Raw genomic sequence first — 19,660 nt, 5'->3', positions numbered from 1 at the left:
GGCGCATTGACGGGCCGGACAGGGGGACCCTACGCTGGCGGAATGCGCTGGGATGCACTCTTCAATGACATGGAAAGCCAGCTTGCGGAGGCTGAGCGGCTGGCGCTGGACAGTGAGGTCAACGAGCGCGCGCGGGCAGAAATGGTGAGCCTGCCCCTTGAGGGCAGGTTGCGCGCCGCTGTTGGGTACCGGATCGGTGTTCAGCTCATCTGCGGCGAAACGGTGCACGGGGAACTGACGCATGCTGGAGCGGATGCACTGGTCCTGGATGAAGGCCAGCACCAGGTGCTCATCCCCTATGCGGCGGCGGCACGCTACGTTGGCCTGGGCAGGCACGCATTGGCGGAGACTTCACCGGTCCGCCGGTCGATCGGATTGGCGCATGCCCTGCGTGGCCTGGCGCGCGACCGGGCGGAGCTCTCGGTAACGATTGGTGGTGGAGCCGGGACCAGCAGGCTGGCAGGCGTGATCGACCGTGTTGGCAGGGACTACATCGACCTGGCCATGGTCAATACCGGGGAGCCCCGGAGGGGTCACAGTGTAGGCCAGGTTTCAGCAATACCTTTCACGGCCCTGGCCATGATCAGGTCATACAAACCCGGCGGGAGCTAGCGGCGTCAGACGGACTTCGAGCGCGATTCCTGGATCATGCGGCTGGCCTCGGCGTAGCGTTCCTCGATGTACTGCTCCAGCATCTTCTCTTCGACCCGCCATTGCCCGCGGCCACCCACCTGGATAGCCTTCAGCTCACCGCTGCGGACCAGGGCGTAGGCGGCAGGGGAATTGATCTGGAGCTGCTCCGCGACGTCAGCGAGTGTGAGGAACCTGGGCATGTATCCATTTTGCCATCAAGTGACTCATTTTGTGGCTGTTATCCACAGATTGGCGCCATTTAGACAAATGACTTTTGTTCACCGGGCCATGCGGTAACAATGAGGAGTCCGGCCAGAGCGGACAGGTTCGGTATACCCGGGGGGAGAACGGCATGGTTCCTGATTCAAGTGCCACTGCAGCGCGGCTTAAGCGTCCATCGTGGAAAGACCCCCGGCTGCTGGTTGGCGTTCTCCTGGTCTTGGTGTCCGTCGCCGGAGTCGTCTTCCTTGTCGGAAGTGCAGACCGCACCACCGAGGTCTACGCCGCACGGGACGGCATAGCCGTTGGTGAGCGCCTGACGCCCGACAATGTAGTCCGCGCCAAGGTCCGGCTGGGCGATGCCGAACAGCACTACATCACTGTCGAGGCCGGCCTGCCCCAGGACGTGGTCGCGATGCAACGAATCGCAAAAGACCAACTGGTTCCCAGGGCAAGCCTCGGTACGGTGGATCGGCTGGACCGGAAGCCCGTCGCCCTCAGCGTTGAGCAGACCTTGCCGTCACAGGCAGTTGCCGGTGCCCGCGTGGACGTCTGGGTGGCACAGCCGGATGCGAAGAATGGATTCAGCGAGCCCAGGCTGATCCTTCCCGGAGCGGAAATCGCAGAGGTCTCCACCGGATCCACCGCTCTTGGATCGTCAAAGACCACTGTGCTGATGGTCCTGGTGGAGGACAAGCAGATGCCTGCGTTGCTGGGGGCCCAGGCAAACGAGGCCAAGATCTCCGTGGTGTGGAATCCGGGCGGCGCCCGATGAACATTCCCGTTGTCACCGTCGGCCAGAGCCGCGAGGACCTGGTGGGCGGGCTCGAAAGACTCCACGGCCCGGTCACGGTGGTTCGCAGGTGCGCTGAACTTCCCGAACTGCTTGCTGCCTGCCAGAGCGGGCTGGCGAGGGCAGCAGTCGTGGCAGAGGGTTCAGAGGGGCTGACCGCGTCCCTGGTTGACCGTCTTGGAGCTGTTGGCGTGGCGATCGTCGCGCTGACTGATAACGCGGAGGAGGCAGCCAGACTCCGCACGATAGGTGTCGCTTCGGCGCTGTCGGGCGTTGAGTCCGCGGAGCTTTCGGACAGGATCGCGGACGCCGTCGCCCAGCTGACCGGCGCGCTTCGTCCGGCGAACCTCAGCGCGCCCGCCGATACCGCTGCTGCACTGGCAACGGATCCCGTTGTGCCGGCGGTGGACGAGGAGGGGCGCGGGGCCGGGCAGCTGATCGTTGTTTGGGGTCCCGCCGGATCTCCGGGACGTACAACGGTTGCTGTGAACATCGCCGGTGAGATGGCCGCCGACGGCCGGTCAGTCCTGCTGGTCGACGCCGACACGTACGGCGCCAGCGTGGCGGCAGTGCTGGGACTCCTGGATGAGTCAGCCGGGCTTGCCCAGGCGTGCAGGCTTGCAGACCAGGGCCTGCTGGACGCCGAGGCATTGCGGAAGGTGGCCGCCACGGTCGCCACCACGGCCGGGACGTTCCGGGTGCTGACCGGCATAACCCGGGCCGATCGGTGGACGGAACTCCGCGCCCCTGCCCTGGGACTGGTCCTTGAGCGGGCCCGGCAGATTGCCGATGTTGTGGTGGTGGACACCGGGTTTTGCCTTGAGGCGGATGAGGAACTGAGCTTTGACACCACGGCGCCTCGACGGAACGCGGCGACACTGCGTCCGCTGGAACTGGCGGACACTGTGTATGCCGTCGGCGCTGCTGATCCCGTGGGTGTTCCACGGCTGGTCCGTGCACTTGCCGAGCTGGAGGGCGCAGTCCCGCAGGCATCGCCCACGGTCGTAATGAACAAGGTGCGTTCGTCGTCCGTGGGAAGGGCCCCCGAGCGCCAACTGCGGGATGCGTGGGAACGGTACGGCCCCGCGTCCAGCCTCAAGGCATTCCTGCCTTACGACCCTGTCGCCGCCGACGCCGCACTCCTGGCCGGATCACTGCTGCTCGAAGCGTCGCCCGAATCGACCCTCCGGCGCGCTATCCGGGACCTGGTTTGTGCACCCGACCAGCGAAAGTCCAAATCATCTGTATTTTCTTCCACACCGCGGCGAAGGGCAAAGGACTAGGCTCGCCATAAGAGCTGCAAAGGTGCGGCGAGAATCTCTGATGGAGGCGTTGTCGATGTCGTCTGGATCCAGTGTGGAGGACCAGCCCCTCTCCATTGAAAGCCTTGAAGGCTTCATGGGGGACTACTACCAGCACCTGGCTGAGGAGGATGCCCGAAGCTACCCCCGCGACGTACTGGAGTCCCGGGCCGAGGAACACCGCCGGACAGCATCAGTACGGCAGCCCGGGCAGGCGAAGATCTCGATCATCGACGAAGAGGACAGCAGCGTCATCTTTGTCGTCACCGACGACATGCCGTTTCTTGTCGACTCCGTGAACTCAGAACTGGTCAGGCAGCACGCCGCCATCAAGCTTGTGGTCCACCCGCTTTTCGTGGCCACCAGGAACCGGGAAACGGGCGAACTGGTCAAGGTGAACAGGGTCCCCGCGCACTTGGGCATATCAAGTGGGGATACCGCGGCAATGCCAAACCTCTCCCACCTCATCGCGCAGGGTGAGAACGCGTCGCACATGGAGTCGTGGATCGCCGTCGAAATCCAACGCGTCTCCGACGACGTGAAGGCGTCCCTGCTCGCCGGCCTGACCCGCGTGCTGAAAGATGTGCGCGCCGCCGTCGAAGACTGGCCCAAAATGCGCCAAAAGGCCCTGGAAATCGCCGAAAGCCTGGACCGGGTGGCCAATCCCGCCCAGATTGCCGAACTGCGGCAGGCCAAGGACTTGCTGCGGTGGCTTGACGAAGGGAACTTCACGTTCCTCGGCTACCGTGAGTACGACCTTCTCAACGTGGACGGCGAAGACGTCCTCGAACTGCGCGAGGACAGCGGCCTCGGGCTGCTGCGCGCGGCCGCCGACTCCCCGCACATCCAGCACCTCACTGATACCGGCCGTAAGAAGGCCCGCGAAAAGCGTGCACTGGTCATCACGAAGGCCAATTCACGGTCCACCGTCCACCGCTCGGCCTACCTGGACTACATCGGCATCAAAAGCTTCGACGCCGCGGGCAACGTCAACGGGGAGCGCCGTTTCATCGGTCTTTTCGCCACCAGCGCCTACGCCGGCTCCGTCCGCGATATTCCCATTGTCCGGGAGAAAGTGGATGCCGTGCTGCAGAGCGCGGGTTTCCCGCCGGACTCGCACTCGGGCAAGGACCTCCTGGGAATCCTCGAAACCTACCCCCGGGATGAACTTTTCCAGATCGAAATTCCCGACCTTGCCGCCACCGCGCTGGGAATCCAGAAGCTGCAGGAACGGCGGCGTACCCGCCTGTTCCTGAGGCCGGACATCTACGGCCGGTTCATGTCCGCCGTCGTTTACCTGCCGCGCGACCGTTACACCACCAACGTCCGGCTTCGCATAGAACAGGAACTGCGGGAAACGTTCCAGGCGGTCTCGATTGATTACGAAGCCCGTATGACGGAGTCCGCCCTCGCCAGGCTGTTCTTCCGTATTCGGCTGCCCAAGGATGCCGACGTCAGCCACGTCAACAGCGATGAGCTGGAAAAGCGGCTGGTCCGGGCCGCAAGGTCATGGAGTGAAGGCATCGCGGAAGTCCTGCGTGAAGGGCGGGATGCGACCGAAGCCAAGGAACTCGCCGCTGTCTGGGCCGAAGCGTTCCCGGCCAGCTACCGCGTGGACTACGAAGTAGAGGACGCGCTTGAGGACATTGCGCGTTTCGAAAAGTACGGGGCCGCCGCGGAGCGGAGCACCGGCGCGCGGCAGGAACGGCCGGGCGTCCACGTGTACCTTCCAGAAGGGGCCGGCGCCACCCTGGAAGAGGATGCAAGGGTCAAGCTCTACATGTTGGAGCCCAAGAGCCTGAGCCAGATTTTGCCGTACTTCCATAATCTCGGACTCGAGGTCCTGGATGAACGGCCGTTTGAAATCGAAACAGCAGACCACCGCGACTTCTTCCTGTACGACCTGGGTTTAAAATACCCGGCCGGCGTGGACCCGATGTCAACCGGAGAGCTTCTCGCGGAATCCTTCGGGGCGGCTGTCACCGGCGCTGCGGAATCGGACAGCTTTGACCGGCTGGTGCTGAGGGAGGGCCTGCACTGGCGGCAGATCACCGTACTGCGCGCCTATGCCCGTTACATGCGCCAGATGGGCAACAGCAGCTCCTTCGGCTTCATGGCGGACACGCTCCTCGCGAACCCCAACGTGACAAGGGGCCTCACGGCGCTCTTTGCCGCCCGCTTTGACCCGGCCTTGACTGACGGAGACCGGTCCGAGGCACAGGCCTCCGTGGGACGGGACCTGGCAGCATCCATCGAAAAGGTGGCAACGCTGGACGCCGACCGCGTGCTGCGCACCTTCGTCAACCTCATTGAGGCCACGCTTCGCACCAACTTCTACCAGGACAAGCCGCACCTGAGCTTCAAGCTGGATCCCGCGCGGATCGAAGGACTGCCCTTCCCGCGGCCCATGTTTGAAATTTGGGTTTACTCCCCACGAGTTGAGGGTGTGCACCTTCGGTTCGGCAAGGTGGCGCGTGGCGGACTGCGCTGGTCTGACCGGCGGGAGGATTTCCGGACGGAGGTCCTGGGCCTGGTGAAGGCGCAGACGGTCAAGAACGCCGTCATCGTGCCAACCGGTGCCAAGGGCGGCTTCTTCGCCAAGCAGCTTCCCGATCCCGCCACGGACCGCGCCGCCTGGATGGCCGAGGGCGTCGAAAGCTACAAGACGTTCATCCGTGGGCTGCTGGATCTAACTGACAACCTTCTCACGGAAGGCGGCGGCGAACGGCTCGTGCCGCCGTCGAACGTTGTCAGGCATGACGACGACGACTCCTACCTGGTGGTCGCGGCGGACAAGGGAACGGCTACTTTCTCAGACATTGCCAACAGCCTTTCCGCGGAGTACGGCTTCTGGCTTGGCGACGCCTTCGCCTCCGGCGGCTCCGTGGGGTACGACCACAAGGCCATGGGCATCACGGCCCGCGGCGCCTGGGAATCGGTCAAGCGGCACTTCAGCGAGCTGGACCTGGATACCCAGACCGAGCCGTTCACGGTGGTGGGTGTGGGGGACATGTCCGGTGACGTGTTTGGCAATGGGATGCTCCTGTCCCGGCACATCCGCCTTCTGGCTGCCTTCGACCACCGGCACATCTTCCTGGACCCGGAGCCGGACGAGGAGTCCTCGTTTGCGGAGCGGCAGAGACTTTTCGAGCTGCCCCGGTCCTCGTGGGACGACTACGACAAGTCGCTGATCAGTGAGGGCGGCGGGGTCTTCGCCCGGCAGGCCAAGTCCATTCCCGTGTCCACGCAGGTTCGGACCGCGCTGGGGCTCCCGGCGGACACCACTGAACTCAGCCCTCCCGAGCTGCTGCGTGCCATCCTGCTGGCGCCTGCCGACCTTCTCTACAACGGCGGTATCGGTACCTACGTCAAGGCGAGTTCCGAATCCAACGCATCCGTGGGGGACAAAGCCAACGATGCCATCCGCGTCAACGGCCGGGACCTGCGCGTCAAGGTGGTGGGTGAAGGCGGAAACCTGGGCATGACCCAGCGCGGACGTATCGAGGCAGCGTTGCAGGGCGTCATTCTCAACACGGACGCGATCGACAACTCCGCCGGCGTGGACTGCTCGGACCACGAAGTGAACATCAAGATCTTCGTTGACCGGATGGTTGCGGCTGGCAAACTGCCGGCCGGTGAGCGGGCCGACTTCCTCGCCTCCATGACCGATGAGGTGGGCCGGCTGGTCCTCGAAGACAACATCGACCAGAACATCCTGCTGCTGAACGACAGGACCCGCGTCGCGGAGTGGAGCCCGAGCTACGAGCGGCTCATGGACTGGCTGGAGAAGAGCGCCGACTTGAATCGCGACCTGGAAGCGCTGCCCAGCACGGCAATGCTCCGGGACCGGCTGCAGCAAGGCCAGGGCCTGACTTCTCCCGAGCTTTCGGTGCTGGCCGCCTACGCCAAGATCGAGCTTGCCTCGGCGCTGCGGGACAGCGACCTTGCCGATGACCCGTGGTTCCGGCAGACGCTGCGTTCCTACTTCCCGCACCAGGTGCGCGAACGCTTCGACGCGGAACTGGACACCCACCCCCTGCGCCGCGAGATTATCGCCACCGTGGTGGCGAACGACATGATCAACCTGGGCGGCATCACCTTCGCCTTCCGCGTCATGGAGGAAACCTCGGCCAGTGAAGTGGCCGTGGCCAAGGCATTCGTGGCGCTGCGCGAGGTGTACGAACTGGATGCGATGGTGGGCGAGCTGAACAGCCTGCCTGCCTCGTTCCCCACGGAGCACTGGAGCACCGTCCACCTGGACATCCGCCGGCTTCTGGACCGGGCTGTCCGGTGGCTGCTGAGCCAGGAGAGCGTTTCACGCCCCATCGCCGACGTGGTGGCCGAGTTCAAGCCGCTCATGGATCCCATGCGGGCCCGGCTGCTGGACTACCTGCGCGGCGACGACCGCGAGCGGGTGGCGGAATGGCTGGCGAAGGGCCGCGAGTGGCAACTGCCCGAAGGCCTTGCCCTGCGCTGGGCAGAACTGTTCGAGAGCTTCGTGCTGCTGGACATCGCAAAGATCGCCCGGACCCGGAAAGACCCGGTGGAGCAGATCGCCGCCGTCTACTACACGGTGTTCAACCGGTTCCATGCCGACTCGCTGCTGGAGCGGATCAGCAGCCTGCCCCGACAGGACCGGTGGCAGGCGCTGGCAAGGGCTGCCCTGCGCGACGATCTGTACTCAACGGTGTCGGACATGACGACGGCGGTGCTGGACGCTACGTCTGCCGCCGACGCCCCCGATGCACGGCTCAAGGACTGGGAGGCACAAAATGCCGAGCAGCTGGGCAGGGCAAAGAGCATGTTCGACGAGGTGAATGCACTCGAGGCCGACGACATGGCCTCGCTGTCGGTAGCATTGAGGCTCTTGAGGTCAATCGTCCGACGCTAGCAATCCGGCGTCGCAAATGGAGGTGCAGTGGCAATCTTTACGGACCCTATCAGGGAACATGCTGATTTCGGGCCGGGCGATGCCGAATGGCTGCACCTCCTGGTGGGGGACTGGCAGATGGTCGCGGACTTGGCGTTCGCCGACCTGGCGCTCTGGTTCCCCCACCCGGAGCTTGGCTACATCGCTTTGGCGCACGTACGCCCGTCCACCACGCACACGGCGTTCCACAGCGACTTTGTCGGCGAGGGAATCCGGTCAGACCTGCAACCGCTCGTGGACAAAGCCTGGAACTCCCGGTCCATTGAGCGCTCCAGCGAGACGAACTGGAACAGCGAGATGGCGCTGCGGGTGGAGGCCGTCCCCATGGTCCGCAACGGCCGGACCCTTGCGGTAGTCACCACCCATATGGACCTCTCCAGTTCACGCATGCCGTCACGGCTGGAGTTGACCTACCGCCAGTGCGCCTACGACCTCCTGCGGATGGGCACGCTTGGGTTGTGGCCCGACTTCGCCTCACCTACCGGCTCCCGCCGGGGCGCGCCCCGCGTAGGGGACGGCCTCATCCGGCTGGATGCCGATGGCGTGGTCCAGTACGCCAGTCCCAACGGAGTGTCGGCCTTCCGGCGCCTGGGTGACGGCGAATCCCTGGAAGGGCGCTCGCTCGCCGAAGTCACCGCCGGCCTGCTCAAGGACCGGCGCATGGTCGATGAGACCCTGCCGCTGGTTGTCACCGGACGCATGCCATGGCGCAGCGAGATCGAGTCCCGCGGGGTCAGCCTGTCCCTGCGGGCCATTCCGCTCCGGGACGAACAGCAGCGGTTCGGCGCCCTGGTTCTCTGCCGTGACGTCTCCGAGTTGCGCCGACGCGAAATGGAGCTGGTGACCAAGGACGCCACCATCCGGGAGATCCACCACCGGGTCAAGAACAATCTCCAGACCGTGGCTGCGCTCTTGCGGATGCAGTCCAGGCGCATGGTCAGCGATGAGGCGAAGCAGGGCCTGGAGCAGGCGATGCGGCGCGTTGCCACGATCGCGCTGGTCCACGAGACATTGTCGCAGGGCCTGACGCAAAGTGTTGATTTCGACGAACTGATCGGGCGCCAGTTCCGGCTGTCTGCTGAGGTGGCCTCCCCGTCGCAGCAGGTCCGGACCGAACGGTCAGGGACCTTCGGTGAACTTCCCAGCGATCTTGCCACCCCGCTGGCCCTCGTCATCAACGAACTGGTGACCAACGCTGTGGAGCATGGCCTTGAAGGAAGGGCAGGAACAGTCTGGCTTGTTGCCGACCGGTCCGAAGGGGACGACGGCGAAGAACTGACTGTGACCATCGCCGATGACGGGGTGGGGCTTCCGCAGACTCCGCACGTTGAGGGGCTCGGGCTTCAGATCGTGCGCACGCTTGTCACCAGCGAGTTGGGCGGGACCATCACGTGGGAGCGCCGCGAGGGCGGCGGGACTGAGGTCAAGATCCGGCTCAGCCTGGCCGGGAAGTAGAGGGTGCCGGTCCGGCCACATCCAAGGGCCGGACGGTGAGTAATACAGACACCGTAGAACAGACAGAGGCCCCTGGACGATCCATGTGGATTGTCCAGGGGCCTCTGTTCTGCGGTTGCTGGGCCCGATGCTGACCGGCCTGCGGTGCCGTGCCTTCCTAGGAGGCGCGACGTGCGCGGGCGGCGCGCCGTTTAAGCGCGCGGCGCTCGTCTTCGCTCATGCCGCCCCATACGCCGGCGTCCTGGCCGGACTCGAGGGCCCACTGCAGGCAGGTGTCTACGACAGGGCACCGGCGGCAGACGCTCTTGGCTTCCTCGATCTGCAGGAGGGCAGGTCCTGTGTTCCCAACGGGGAAAAACAGTTCCGGGTCCTTGTCAAGGCACGCTGCGCGGTTACGCCAATCCATGCTGATCAGTTGCTCCATTTCTGGGAAATGCCTTTGTGAAATTATTCACTAGTGGCTACAAAGGAAAGGGGCCCTCAGGGCCCCCTTGGTCATCTGCATCAAGCCTGTCATGTTAACGCTGTGTAAACAAGGGGTAATAACGCTTGATATCCGCTGAAACCTGAGCGATGCATCACAGTGTCGGCTCCCGCCCTCACCAGTGTCCGACTATGTCCGGTAGGGTGCCAGTGTGTCAAGACCCCCGGTAAACCCAGCAGGCGCCCCCTCTTCTCCTGATGAGCCCCGTGACGGTGCTGACCCTTCGGCCGGCGATCGTCCGGCAACCGTGCCGGCCGCGGCCAAGGTGGTGGCCATTGTTTCTGCTGCAGAGGCGACGGCTTTGCTGGCAGCCGCCGGGTGGTACGCCTACGAGCTGCTCAGCGGGAGCCCCGTGCTGTCCTTCTGGGGTGCCGTCTTCACCTTGGGGCTCCTGCTTGCTTTCTCCGCGTGGCTGTTTGCCGTGTCCGTCTTTTTGTACAGGGGCTATCGCTGGACCCGGGCGGCCGCATTGGTGGCCCAACTGTTCGTCCTGACCATAGGCGTACCCGCCATAACCAGCGGCCTGGTCCTTGCCGGGTTGGCGATGCTGGTACCCGCTGTTATCGCCATCGTCCTCCTGTTCTCCAACAACGTGATCAACCATGCCTCCCGAACCGGAAGTGCTCCGCCCGCACTTTGACCTGCAGCGCGGGCCCTGGCCGCCTCTCCGCGGGACGGCGTTCGACGGGCAACCGGCATGCTCAGCCTGTCGCGCCCGCCCAGGCCACCTGAACGGGGCAGGACCGCCCGCCGGAGATGAGGACGCCACGCCCCGGCGGAGCGTTGGACTCAACTTCGAACCTGATCCCAAACAGGTCGCCATCCGCCAGGGAACGTGGCCCCAGCAGAAGTCCGGCGCCGGCGCCCCTTGCGTTCATGACCAGCGGAACGCGTTGGAAAAGCATTGGGCTGAAGGCAGCAGTGACCATCAGGGAGTGGCCCAAAGCGGCCAGCCGCTCCAAAGCCCTCAGCGCCGGAAGGGCCAGCAGATCAACGTCGTCAACCAGCAGTACGGTCTCCCGCGAAAGCCCCCCGCTCTCCGCCTGCATAAGCACGTCCCGCCAAAAATCTTCTGCGCCTTCTGCCGGTACCGGACACGTGCACCACTGCTGTCCCGGGTTGAGTGCTGCCAGCGCGAGCAGGGTATTGCTTTTGCCGCTTCCCGGGTTGCCAAGAATGGCGGTGACTCCGCTGCCAGGCATCCGCAAGGACGCTGGAGCGGGTTCGTCTCCGGCTACGCCCAGGATGACGTTGCGTGGCCGGCGGGGCGGTTCCGATAGTTCGGAGCAGTGCGTACCGCCAGGCGGGTCCTGGTCTGGGGACCGCAGGGCTCGGTGGGGTGTCCCCGCCGCCGACATGACCGCTGCGATCTGCCGGACCGTGATTTTCTCGGGGAGGGGTTCAATGCGGAATGGAGTCGATGCGGCTGGCGGATATCCGGCGCCTCTCCGGCCTGTGCCAGCCTGCAGATCGGGGGTGCGGTAGAACTGGCAGGCAACGGGGTTGCCGCCCGAGACAGGGCCGAAGGCTACAGCCCTGCCCTTGACGGCCGGAACGGCAGGCATCCGCGGCCACAGGGCGCGGTTCTCCTCGGTGGAGCAGGCTGGAAAAAAGAAACGATTGGGAAGCGCACCAAAGAACCTGGCGGTGACAAGCTCCCGCTCCCCATGGACCAGGAGCGTTATCCCTGCCCTGGCGCCGTCGCGCACGAGGTCCAGAACCAGATCTTCCGCCCAGGCCAGCGGTCCGGACCGGAATGCCGAAACCCAGGATCCCCAGCCGATGATGACGAGGACGAGAGGTACCGGATTGGAGGCGGGTTGACTCAACCGCTGCCCCAGTTCACGGACGAGCCGCTCCAGGATGCGCACTCCACGCCGCAGATCGTGCAAGGCGGCGTGGGCGCCCACCCGTGCTTCACCTGCCAGCGGGCAAAGACTCCCGTCCGCGTCCAGGACATAGAAATGGGCTCCATCAGGACTGGCCATTAGTTCATGGACAGTCAATTCCAGTGCCGATCCGGCCCCGGAAGTTGGACTGCCAATGAAGGCTGCGTGACCGTGCTTGGCATGGCTCCACAGAAGGGGCTGAAGTTCTTGTTGCTCGGGAACATCCATCAGGCCGAGGCAGATCTGGCCCGCCACAGCCACGGGTTCCAGGGCCAGTGAGTCAGCGGTTCCCGAATCCGAGGATGGCGCGTTCGGGTCGGGCTTTTCCAGTTCAGTCGGCAGTGGAGGTGCGACAGGCCTTCTCGGTGCTGGTTTCTGCTGGGCAGCGCACAGACTCCTCACCAAGGCTGCCAGCGGTTCCACTGCCTGTGCGGGGGTGGGTGCAGGGGCTCGTCTGTCGCCTGGTTCGGCTGCCTGGCAGGCGAGATAGTCCATTGTCCGCTGGACAGAAACGGCACTTGGCTGTTTGCGATCGGAGACTGACGACAGGGACGCGGCCTGGAACTCCTCGGCCGGCTCCGTTCCGCGCGCCAGGAAGGCGCGGCCGGGGGTACTAACACTGATGGCCGAAGCGTCCCTGGAATTGACGATGTCGACAGATTCCATGTCGGACTGCACGCGAAGTGCAATGCTCGAGGTGACGTTTGCACGGATGTCAGCTGTCAACGCTCCCTGCGGCCTCTGAGTGGCCATGATCAAGTGGATGCCCAGTGACCGTCCGATCGATGCTATCCGCAGCAGCTCACGAAGAACTTCCGGCGCGTCGTCAACCAGCATCCTGAACTCATCGATGACGATGACGAGGTGGGGGAGCACAAAATCCTTGGCCGCCGGTGCGGAGCGGTACGTGGAGACGTCAGGGACGCGGGCCGCGGCGAGGCAGCTCTCCCGCAGCCTCACTTCGGCGCGAAGCGATGTCAGTGTCCGCTCCATCTCGGAATCGGAAAGATCCGTCTGCAGTCCCACGCAATGAAAGAGCCCGCTGAGCGGACCAAGACCTGAACCGCCCTTGAAATCGATGAAGAAGAAGTTGACCCGGTCCGGCGGATAGGACAAGGCCAGCGCCAGGGCCATGCTCCGGAGCAGTTCCGACTTCCCTGAGCCTGTGGTGCCTGCCACCACGAGGTGCGGACCGTCGGCCAGGAGGTCGAAGGTCTTCGTTCCCGACCTGCAAACGCCCAAGGGTACGGGCAATCCGATGTTTCGGGCGCTGCAGTCCCATCTGCTTGCGGTAGCCGCGAGCGTCAGTGGCAGGACTTCGTCAAGGCTGCAGGAAGCGGGAACGGTCTTGGCCTGTTCCTTGTCACGAATCAGGGCACCGGCGAGGTGCCGGCAGAAAGCCGTAAAGACTTCGTCCGGGACCAGGTCAGGGACAAACACAGTACCGCGGTGGTTCTGCACCACGGTTGATGCACGCTCGGACAGGAGGACGTCAGGTGCAGGCCAATCGCCGTCTTCAGGCAGGAAGTGAAGAACCTGCCACCCCCGCTGGAGCGCTGCTTCCCGGAGCGACTTTTCCACCACCGCTCCGGAGTTATCCCCCCGGATCAAAAGGACTCCCCGCCCGCAGCCCTGTTGCTCGCTGCCGTCCACTGCATTAAGGGCGGCGGACAATGTTGCAGTGAGCGTCACTCTGCTGAGATACCGGGCTGCGAGGGGTAGGGCTTCCGGCAGCCCGTGGACGACGACATTCATCGTGCCCGTGCGCGGGTATGCCGCAAGTTGCATGAGAAGGGAGCGGAGGGTGCCATCGGTGGCAAAGCGCGGGCCGCCCAGGGTGGTGAGCGGGACGTCCGGGTCCAGAACGACGGGGACGATTCCTGCCCGTGGGATGGTCGCGGCAGCACCGGGCGGTTCGATCCTGACATTGGCCGGCTGTTCTGCCTGTCCCAGCCGCAGCCACACCCCGTCGCCGGGGGGAACCGGGCTGGACGTCCCTTCAGTCCGCCGGGCCGCAAGAGCAACGATGGACAGGGAAGGGGCGCACCGTCGTCGGCGTTCCCTGTCATCTTCAACAGCCGACTTCAGGGCCGCGGACAGGTCCCGCCTGTGCCGCCGTCCGCTGACCGCGGGCACCAGGACCGAAAACACCGAAACCGCGGAAAAGGCCAGAAACATCCACATGCCGGTGAGAAAGGCCAGCAGTACCCCAAGTGCCAGTGGGAGAATCGCGGTCAGAAGGAGTGCCGCGCGGTTTCCTGGATCAGGGCGGCCGGACACCACGATAGGTTCCGCCACCGACTTTCCTGCTTCCGAGAGGACTCTATGGGGCACATCTGCAAACACCAGCGATAGGTTCGATTGACCGCACCTGATGGTTGAGTCCGTTGAGATAACCGTGTTCCGTATCCTTTGGCCGTCGACATATGTCCCGTTGGCGCTGTCCAGGTCAACCAATATGATCTCCGTGTCAGTGACCACCACACTGGCATGTTCACGGGACAACTCCGGGTCCGGGATGACAATCCGTGTGCCGCTTCGACCGATGGTGTAGGTGCCACGCCGTAATGGCACAACGGTTCCCGATGCTGCTCCGCTGTCGATGGCGAGGACCAGGGGAGGGACGGCATCGGCAATTGGCGGGCGCCGTGGCCGCCTGCTCGAAGGTGGGGTGCCGCCGTCGACAAGGATTGCCGCCTCTACGAGCGGCGGCACGCCGAGGACCAGGGAACGCAGATCCTGCCCGTCCACTCTGACTGAGCCCGCACCGTACTTCCGGACCAACTGTTCGTGAATGACGTACCCTGCCGTGCCGGCCGGTGCATCAATGGACAGTTCCACGGGTGGCTGGGCACGCGGTGATCCCGGTCCGCCCACCAGAGTGCAATTAAGCGTCATGGGTAGTTGGTCCCTCGTGCATGGACCCACGCTAGCCACCGGGCTCAGTGCGGGGCATTGGCTTCTGCGCCTATGTGGATAAACCGCACTGGGATAACGGGGTCCTTCGCCTGCCCATCGGGACTCCGTGTGCCGGGTCACAGCGGGAATGCTGATTCGACGGGCCCTGCAGTCACTCGGGTAGGCTAGAGCAGCAGACACTGCGCACCATTGCGCTGCCCGCATTCGAACCAGGAGATTTTGTGACCGCTGACCTCGTCATCGTAGGGTCCGGCTTTTTTGGCCTGACAATCGCAGAACAGGCCGCCACTGAGCTCGGCCTGAAGGTCGTTGTCATCGACCGCCGCCACCACATCGGCGGAAACGCGTACAGCGAAAAGGAAGAGCAGACCGGGATCGAGATCCACCGGTACGGCGCCCACCTCTTCCATACCTCGAACGAGCGGGTGTGGGAGTACGTCAACCGGTTCACCACCTTCACTGACTATGTGCACAAGGTCTATGGCGTCCACAAGGGCGAGGTCTATTCGCTTCCCATCAACCTGGCCACCATCAACCAGTTCTTCCGGGCCAATCTCACCCCCGGCCAGGCCCGCGACCTCATCCAGGAACAGGCAGGGGAACTGGCGGGAACTGACCCCCAGAACCTGAACGACAAGGGCATCCAGCTGATCGGCCGCCCCTTGTACGAGGCCTTCATCAAGCACTACACCGGCAAGCAGTGGCAGACAGATCCCAAGGACCTGCCGGCCGGTATCATTTCCCGGCTGCCTGTGCGCTACAACTATGACAACCGGTACTTCAATGACAAGTACGAGGGCCTGCCGACCAACGGCTACACCGCCTGGATCGAAAAGATGGCAGAGCACCCCAACATCGAGGTGCGGCTCAATACCGACTTCTTCGACGAGTCCCACGAGTACAGCAAGAACAAGGTCGTGGGCAACATTCCTGTCGTCTACACCGGCCCGGTGGATCGGTACTTCGACTATGCCGAGGGCGACCTGTCCTGGCGCACCATCGACTTCGAGGAAGAAGTCCTTGAGGTGGGCGACTTCCAGGGCACGTCGGTTGTGAACTACAACGACGCAGACGTCCCCTACACCCGCATCATCGAACCGCGCCACTTCCACCCGGAGCGCGACTACCAGACCGAAAAGACGGTCATCATGCGCGAATTCTCGCGCTTTGCCGAAAAGGGCGATGAGCCTTACTACCCGGTCAACACCTCCGCGGACAGGGAACGCCTCCTGAAGTACCGAGACCTCGCTGCGGCCGAAAAGGACGTATTGTTCGGCGGCAGGCTGGGCACCTACAAGTACCTCGACATGCACATGGCCATCGGCGCCGCTCTCAGCATGTTTGACAACAAGATCCGGCCGCACTTCGAAAGCGGCGTACAGCTTGAAAGCGGGGGAGTCGACGCATGAGCGTCCCTACCGACAACAAGACGAAGAACACCGTGAGGGCTGACGCTGTTAAGGACCGGGGAGCGTGGCAGACGCTTCAGCGTGTGATCCTGCCCAGTGCCAGCCAGATGGACACGGTGCCCCTCTATATGGACATGGGCACCGCGACGGGCATTCAGTTGCCCACCGCCGGCGACCGCGACGGTAAGACCGCGAAGCCCCGGACCATCAGCAGCCCCACCAAAGAAGCGCACGTTGAAGACTTCCTTTCGCGGCACTCAACGTCTGTCCGTTCCGGCGAACGGGTGTCTTTCGGCACCTACTTCAACGCTTTCCCCGCCAGCTACTGGCGTCGGTGGACGACAGTAGACAAGATCCGGCTCCAGGTCCGGACCCAGGGCGCCGGCTCGGTTATCGTCTACAAGTCGAACGCCCGCGGTTCCCTGCAGCGGGTGGACACCCGCCGGGTTGAAGGCAACGCGGAGAGCACGTTTGAACTTTCACTGGCGCCCTTCGGCGACGGCGGGTGGTACTGGTTCGACCTGCTGGCCGGAACCGAGCCCTTGATCATGCTCGACGCGGAATGGCAGGGTCCGGCGGTCGAAACAACGCCGGGGTCCGTCACGCTCCAGATCACCACCCTGAACAAAACGGATTTCTGCCTCAACAACCTGCGGCTCCTTGCCGACAGCGAAGAAGCGCTGGCCCACGTGCAGGAAATCCTGATTGTTGACCAGGGCACACAGAAACTTTCCGACGCTGAGGGGTTCGACGACGTCAAGCGTTCCCTCAGGGGCAAGCTCCGCATCATCAACCAGTCCAACCTGGGCGGTTCGGGCGGGTTTGCGCGGGGCATGTTCGAGGCTGTCGAGAACGGCAGCGACTACGCCCTGTTGATGGATGATGACGTCGTTGTTGAGCCTGAGAGCATCATTCGCCTTCTGACGTTCGCGGACCGGTGCAAGACTCCGACCCTCGTCGGAGGGCACATGTTCGACCTCTACAACCGGACGGTCCTGCACACCTTCGGCGAAGTGGTAAACCCTTACCGGTTCCAGCCTTCGCTACCCAGCGAGGACATGATCCTGGGCCACGACTTCCTGTCGTCCAACCTTCGCCAAACCCCGTGGCTGCATCGGCGTTGCGACGTCGATTACAACGGCTGGTGGATGTGCCTGATCCCCACCCAGGTAATCCGGGAGATCGGACTCTCACTCCCGCTGTTCATCAAGTGGGACGATTCCGAATATGGGCTGCGGGCCAAGGCGGCCGGATACCCCACGGTGTCGCTGCCGGGCTCAGCTGTTTGGCACGTGTCCTGGATTGACAAGGACGACCTCGTTGGCTGGCAGGCCTACTTCCACGCCCGCAACAGGGTGGTGGCCGCCCTCCTTCACAGCCCCTACGAGTTTGGCGGCAGGGTCATCAAGGAGTCGCAATACGCTGACGTCAAGCATCTGGTGTCCATGCAGTACGCCACGGCCCAGGGCCGGCAATGGGCCCTGGAGGATGTGTTGAAGGGGCCGGAATCACTGCCCGGGCTGCTGTCAGCCAAGCTGCCACAGATCCGCGAGATGATGGCCGCACATTCGGATGCAGTCTTCCGTCCTGATCCGGAAGACTTTCCGGCGCCTAAGATGGACAAACCGCCGCGGCGGGGCCACGGCCCGTCGCAGCCTGGCAAGCTGACCCTTCTTCCATGGGCGGCCAAGACTGTCGTTCGGCAGTTGGCAAGCCCGGTCAAGGGCACCAGTGCAGAGCGTCCTCAGACAACGATTGCGCACCAGGACAACCGGTGGTGGCGCATGGCCCAGTACGACAGCGCTGTGGTGTCCAACGCTGAAGGCACCGGAGCCTCCTGGTACCGCCGGGATCCCAAGCAGTTGCGGAAGATGCTGGCAGAGAGCGCGCGGCTTCACTCTGCCCTGCTCAAGGAGTGGCCCGCGCTCAGCAGGAAATACAAAGCTGCCGTGTCGGACCTCACTTCTATGGAGTCCTGGAGGAAGACGTTCGAGCAGCATACCCAGAACGAGATCAAGTGAGTGAAGTCGCATCCGGGGAGTTGACCACGCCCGGACTGGGTGGTGGCCTCCGGGATATAAGGCAGTCAGGCTTCCTTCTTAAGCTGCTGGTACGGAAAGAGCTCAAGGTACGCTACCGAGGGTCTGTCCTGGGCCTGCTCTGGTCGTATGTGAAGCCTGGAGTGCAGTTCATCGTCTTCTACGTGGCTCTCGGGGTTTTTCTGGGCCTGGAACGAAGCGCACGGAACCCCGAAGGGTTGGCCAACTACGCCGTCTACCTGTTTTCGGGCATTGTGCTAATCAACTTCTTTTCCGAAGCACTGGGAAATGCAGCCAGGTCCATCGTCAACAACGGAAACCTCATCAAGAAGATCTATCTTCCGCGCGAACTCTTTCCTGTGGCGTCCGTTTGGGTTTCGGCTGTGCACTTCTTCCCGCAGCTGGTGGTGCTTGTCGTCGGGTGTCTCTTCGCCGGATGGCATCCCAACCTTTTTCAGCTGCTCGCGGCGGTGGCCGGCTTTGCTATCGTTGCCCTCCTTGCCACGGGCCTGGGTCTTCTGTTCGGCGCCGCCAACGTCTACTTCCGTGACTCCGAGAACCTGGTGGACATGCTCCTGATGGTCGCCACCTGGGCTTCCCCCGTGATGTATGCATGGTCCATGGTTCAGGAGAAGCTGGGGTCGGGATGGTTTGCCGTCTACCAGGCGAATCCGATCACGATCGGCGTGGAGCTCTTTCATTACGCGTTCTGGTTCCCGACGACTGACGGTTCCGTCGCCATGCCCCCCAATCTTTTTAGTCTTTGGCTGGTGGTTGGGATCGGCGTTGCCTTGGCGATCCTCGTCCTGGGCCAATTCACTTTCCGGCGCCTTGAGGGCCGTTTCGCGCAGGAGCTCTAAGTGGTCAACGCAATTGAAGTCTCTGACATCAGCAAGCAATTCGTCCTCCGCCATACGCGATCCATCAAGGAAGCCGTCGTTTGGCTCGTCAAGGGGCGCAAAGGGGACCTTTCGGAGAAGTTCCACGCGCTAAAGAACGTTTCTCTCAACGTCGAGGCGGGGGAAACAGTGGCGCTGCTGGGCCTGAACGGTTCCGGCAAGTCCACTCTGCTCAAGCATATTTCCGGGGTCATGCTTCCTGATTCAGGAACAGTAAAAACAAGGGGCAGGGTGGCGGGACTGATCGAAGTCGGCGCGGGCTTCCACCCGGACCTCTCCGGACGCGACAACGTGTTCCTTAACGGCGCCATCCTGGGAATGACCGAGCAGCAGATCAAGGACCGGTTCGACGACATTGTCGAGTTTTCCGAGATTGGCCAGTTCATAGATACCGAGGTCAAGTTCTACTCGTCCGGAATGTACCTGCGGCTCGCCTTTTCCGTTGCTGTGCACACAGACCCTGAGGTTTTCCTGATCGATGAGATCCTCGCAGTAGGAGATGAGCCTTTCCAACGGAAGTGCATCGACAAGATCCAGGAATTGGCGCAGGACGGCAAGACCTTGGTCGTGGTGAGCCATGACTTGGATCTTGTGTCGAGGATCTGCAAACGGGGTGTTCTCCTCAAACACGGAGAAATGATTTACGACGGGCCGATACATGAGGCTGTCGGCCTGTTGCGCAATTGACCT

General features: G+C 63.4%; 13 protein-coding genes. 10 read left to right on the top strand and 3 right to left on the bottom strand.

Annotated elements, in window-relative coordinates; translation table 11 throughout:
- Nucleotides 1–42 precede the first annotated feature (42 nt).
- Complete coding sequence (locus ASG79_RS02215) at nucleotides 43–612, top strand: hypothetical protein (RefSeq protein WP_018768506.1); 570 nt, start codon at nucleotides 43–45, stop codon at nucleotides 610–612.
- Between the two features lie 5 nt (nucleotides 613–617).
- Here ASG79_RS02215 and ASG79_RS02210 read toward each other — a convergent pair whose 3' ends face one another.
- A complete protein-coding gene (locus ASG79_RS02210; protein WP_018768505.1) occupies nucleotides 618–833 on the bottom strand; it encodes a helix-turn-helix domain-containing protein in 216 nt (71 codons plus the stop codon).
- Nucleotides 834–985: 152 nt separating this feature from the next.
- Between ASG79_RS02210 and ASG79_RS02205 the strand changes: the two genes are divergently transcribed.
- From ASG79_RS02205 to ASG79_RS02190, 4 genes are read left to right on the top strand one after another with little or no spacing between them, the layout of a single operon-like run.
- On the top strand, nucleotides 986–1,627 hold the full coding sequence (locus tag ASG79_RS02205; protein ID WP_056388084.1) for a hypothetical protein: 642 nt from the start codon (nucleotides 986–988) through the stop codon (nucleotides 1,625–1,627).
- A complete protein-coding gene (locus ASG79_RS02200) occupies nucleotides 1,624–2,928 on the top strand; it encodes an AAA family ATPase (RefSeq protein WP_056388082.1) in 1,305 nt (434 codons plus the stop codon). The genes ASG79_RS02205 and ASG79_RS02200 overlap by 4 nt, the downstream gene beginning before the upstream one ends.
- 55 nt (nucleotides 2,929–2,983) lie before the next feature.
- Nucleotides 2,984–7,837: an NAD-glutamate dehydrogenase gene (locus tag ASG79_RS02195; protein ID WP_056388080.1), complete on the top strand. Its 4,854-nt coding sequence runs from the start codon at nucleotides 2,984–2,986 to the stop codon at nucleotides 7,835–7,837.
- A 27-nt stretch (nucleotides 7,838–7,864) separates the two neighbouring features.
- On the top strand, nucleotides 7,865–9,331 hold the full coding sequence (locus tag ASG79_RS02190) for a sensor histidine kinase (RefSeq protein WP_018768501.1): 1,467 nt from the start codon (nucleotides 7,865–7,867) through the stop codon (nucleotides 9,329–9,331).
- Between the two features lie 157 nt (nucleotides 9,332–9,488).
- On the opposite strand, the gene ASG79_RS02185 is transcribed toward ASG79_RS02190, so the two are convergent.
- Nucleotides 9,489–9,737, bottom strand: a complete 249-nt coding sequence (locus ASG79_RS02185) for a WhiB family transcriptional regulator (RefSeq protein ID WP_003804966.1) — start codon at nucleotides 9,735–9,737, stop codon at nucleotides 9,489–9,491.
- 325 nt (nucleotides 9,738–10,062) lie between these two features.
- Between ASG79_RS02185 and ASG79_RS02180 the strand changes: the two genes are divergently transcribed.
- Nucleotides 10,063–10,455 (top strand): hypothetical protein, encoded by a 393-nt coding sequence (locus ASG79_RS02180; RefSeq protein ID WP_156400149.1) that lies wholly within the window; start codon nucleotides 10,063–10,065, stop codon nucleotides 10,453–10,455.
- A gap of 61 nt (nucleotides 10,456–10,516) precedes the next feature.
- Here ASG79_RS02180 and ASG79_RS02175 read toward each other — a convergent pair whose 3' ends face one another.
- Entirely contained in the window at nucleotides 10,517–14,602 is a 4,086-nt protein-coding gene (locus ASG79_RS02175; RefSeq protein WP_056388075.1) for an FtsK/SpoIIIE domain-containing protein, read from the bottom strand.
- A gap of 242 nt (nucleotides 14,603–14,844) precedes the next feature.
- On the opposite strand from ASG79_RS02175, the gene glf reads away from it, so the two are divergent.
- The 4 genes from glf to ASG79_RS02155 are packed head-to-tail and all read left to right on the top strand — an operon-like array spanning nucleotide 14,845 to nucleotide 19,657.
- A complete protein-coding gene (gene glf, locus ASG79_RS02170) occupies nucleotides 14,845–16,032 on the top strand; it encodes a UDP-galactopyranose mutase (RefSeq protein WP_056388073.1) in 1,188 nt (395 codons plus the stop codon).
- A complete protein-coding gene (locus tag ASG79_RS02165; protein WP_056388071.1) occupies nucleotides 16,029–18,053 on the top strand; it encodes a glycosyltransferase in 2,025 nt (674 codons plus the stop codon). The genes glf and ASG79_RS02165 overlap by 4 nt, the downstream gene beginning before the upstream one ends.
- Nucleotides 18,050–18,931, top strand: coding sequence for an ABC transporter permease (locus ASG79_RS02160; protein ID WP_056388069.1), 882 nt, complete (start codon nucleotides 18,050–18,052; stop codon nucleotides 18,929–18,931). Before ASG79_RS02165 ends, ASG79_RS02160 begins: the two co-directional genes overlap by 4 nt.
- Entirely contained in the window at nucleotides 18,932–19,657 is a 726-nt protein-coding gene (locus tag ASG79_RS02155) for an ABC transporter ATP-binding protein (RefSeq protein WP_018768495.1), read from the top strand.
- Nucleotides 19,658–19,660 lie beyond the last annotated feature (3 nt).

Source organism: Arthrobacter sp. Soil761 (genome assembly GCF_001428325.1).
GTDB lineage: Bacteria > Actinomycetota > Actinomycetes > Actinomycetales > Micrococcaceae > Arthrobacter.
The sequence above is the reverse complement of the archived record's forward strand: the minus strand, read 5'-3'. Positions and strand labels throughout refer to the sequence as shown.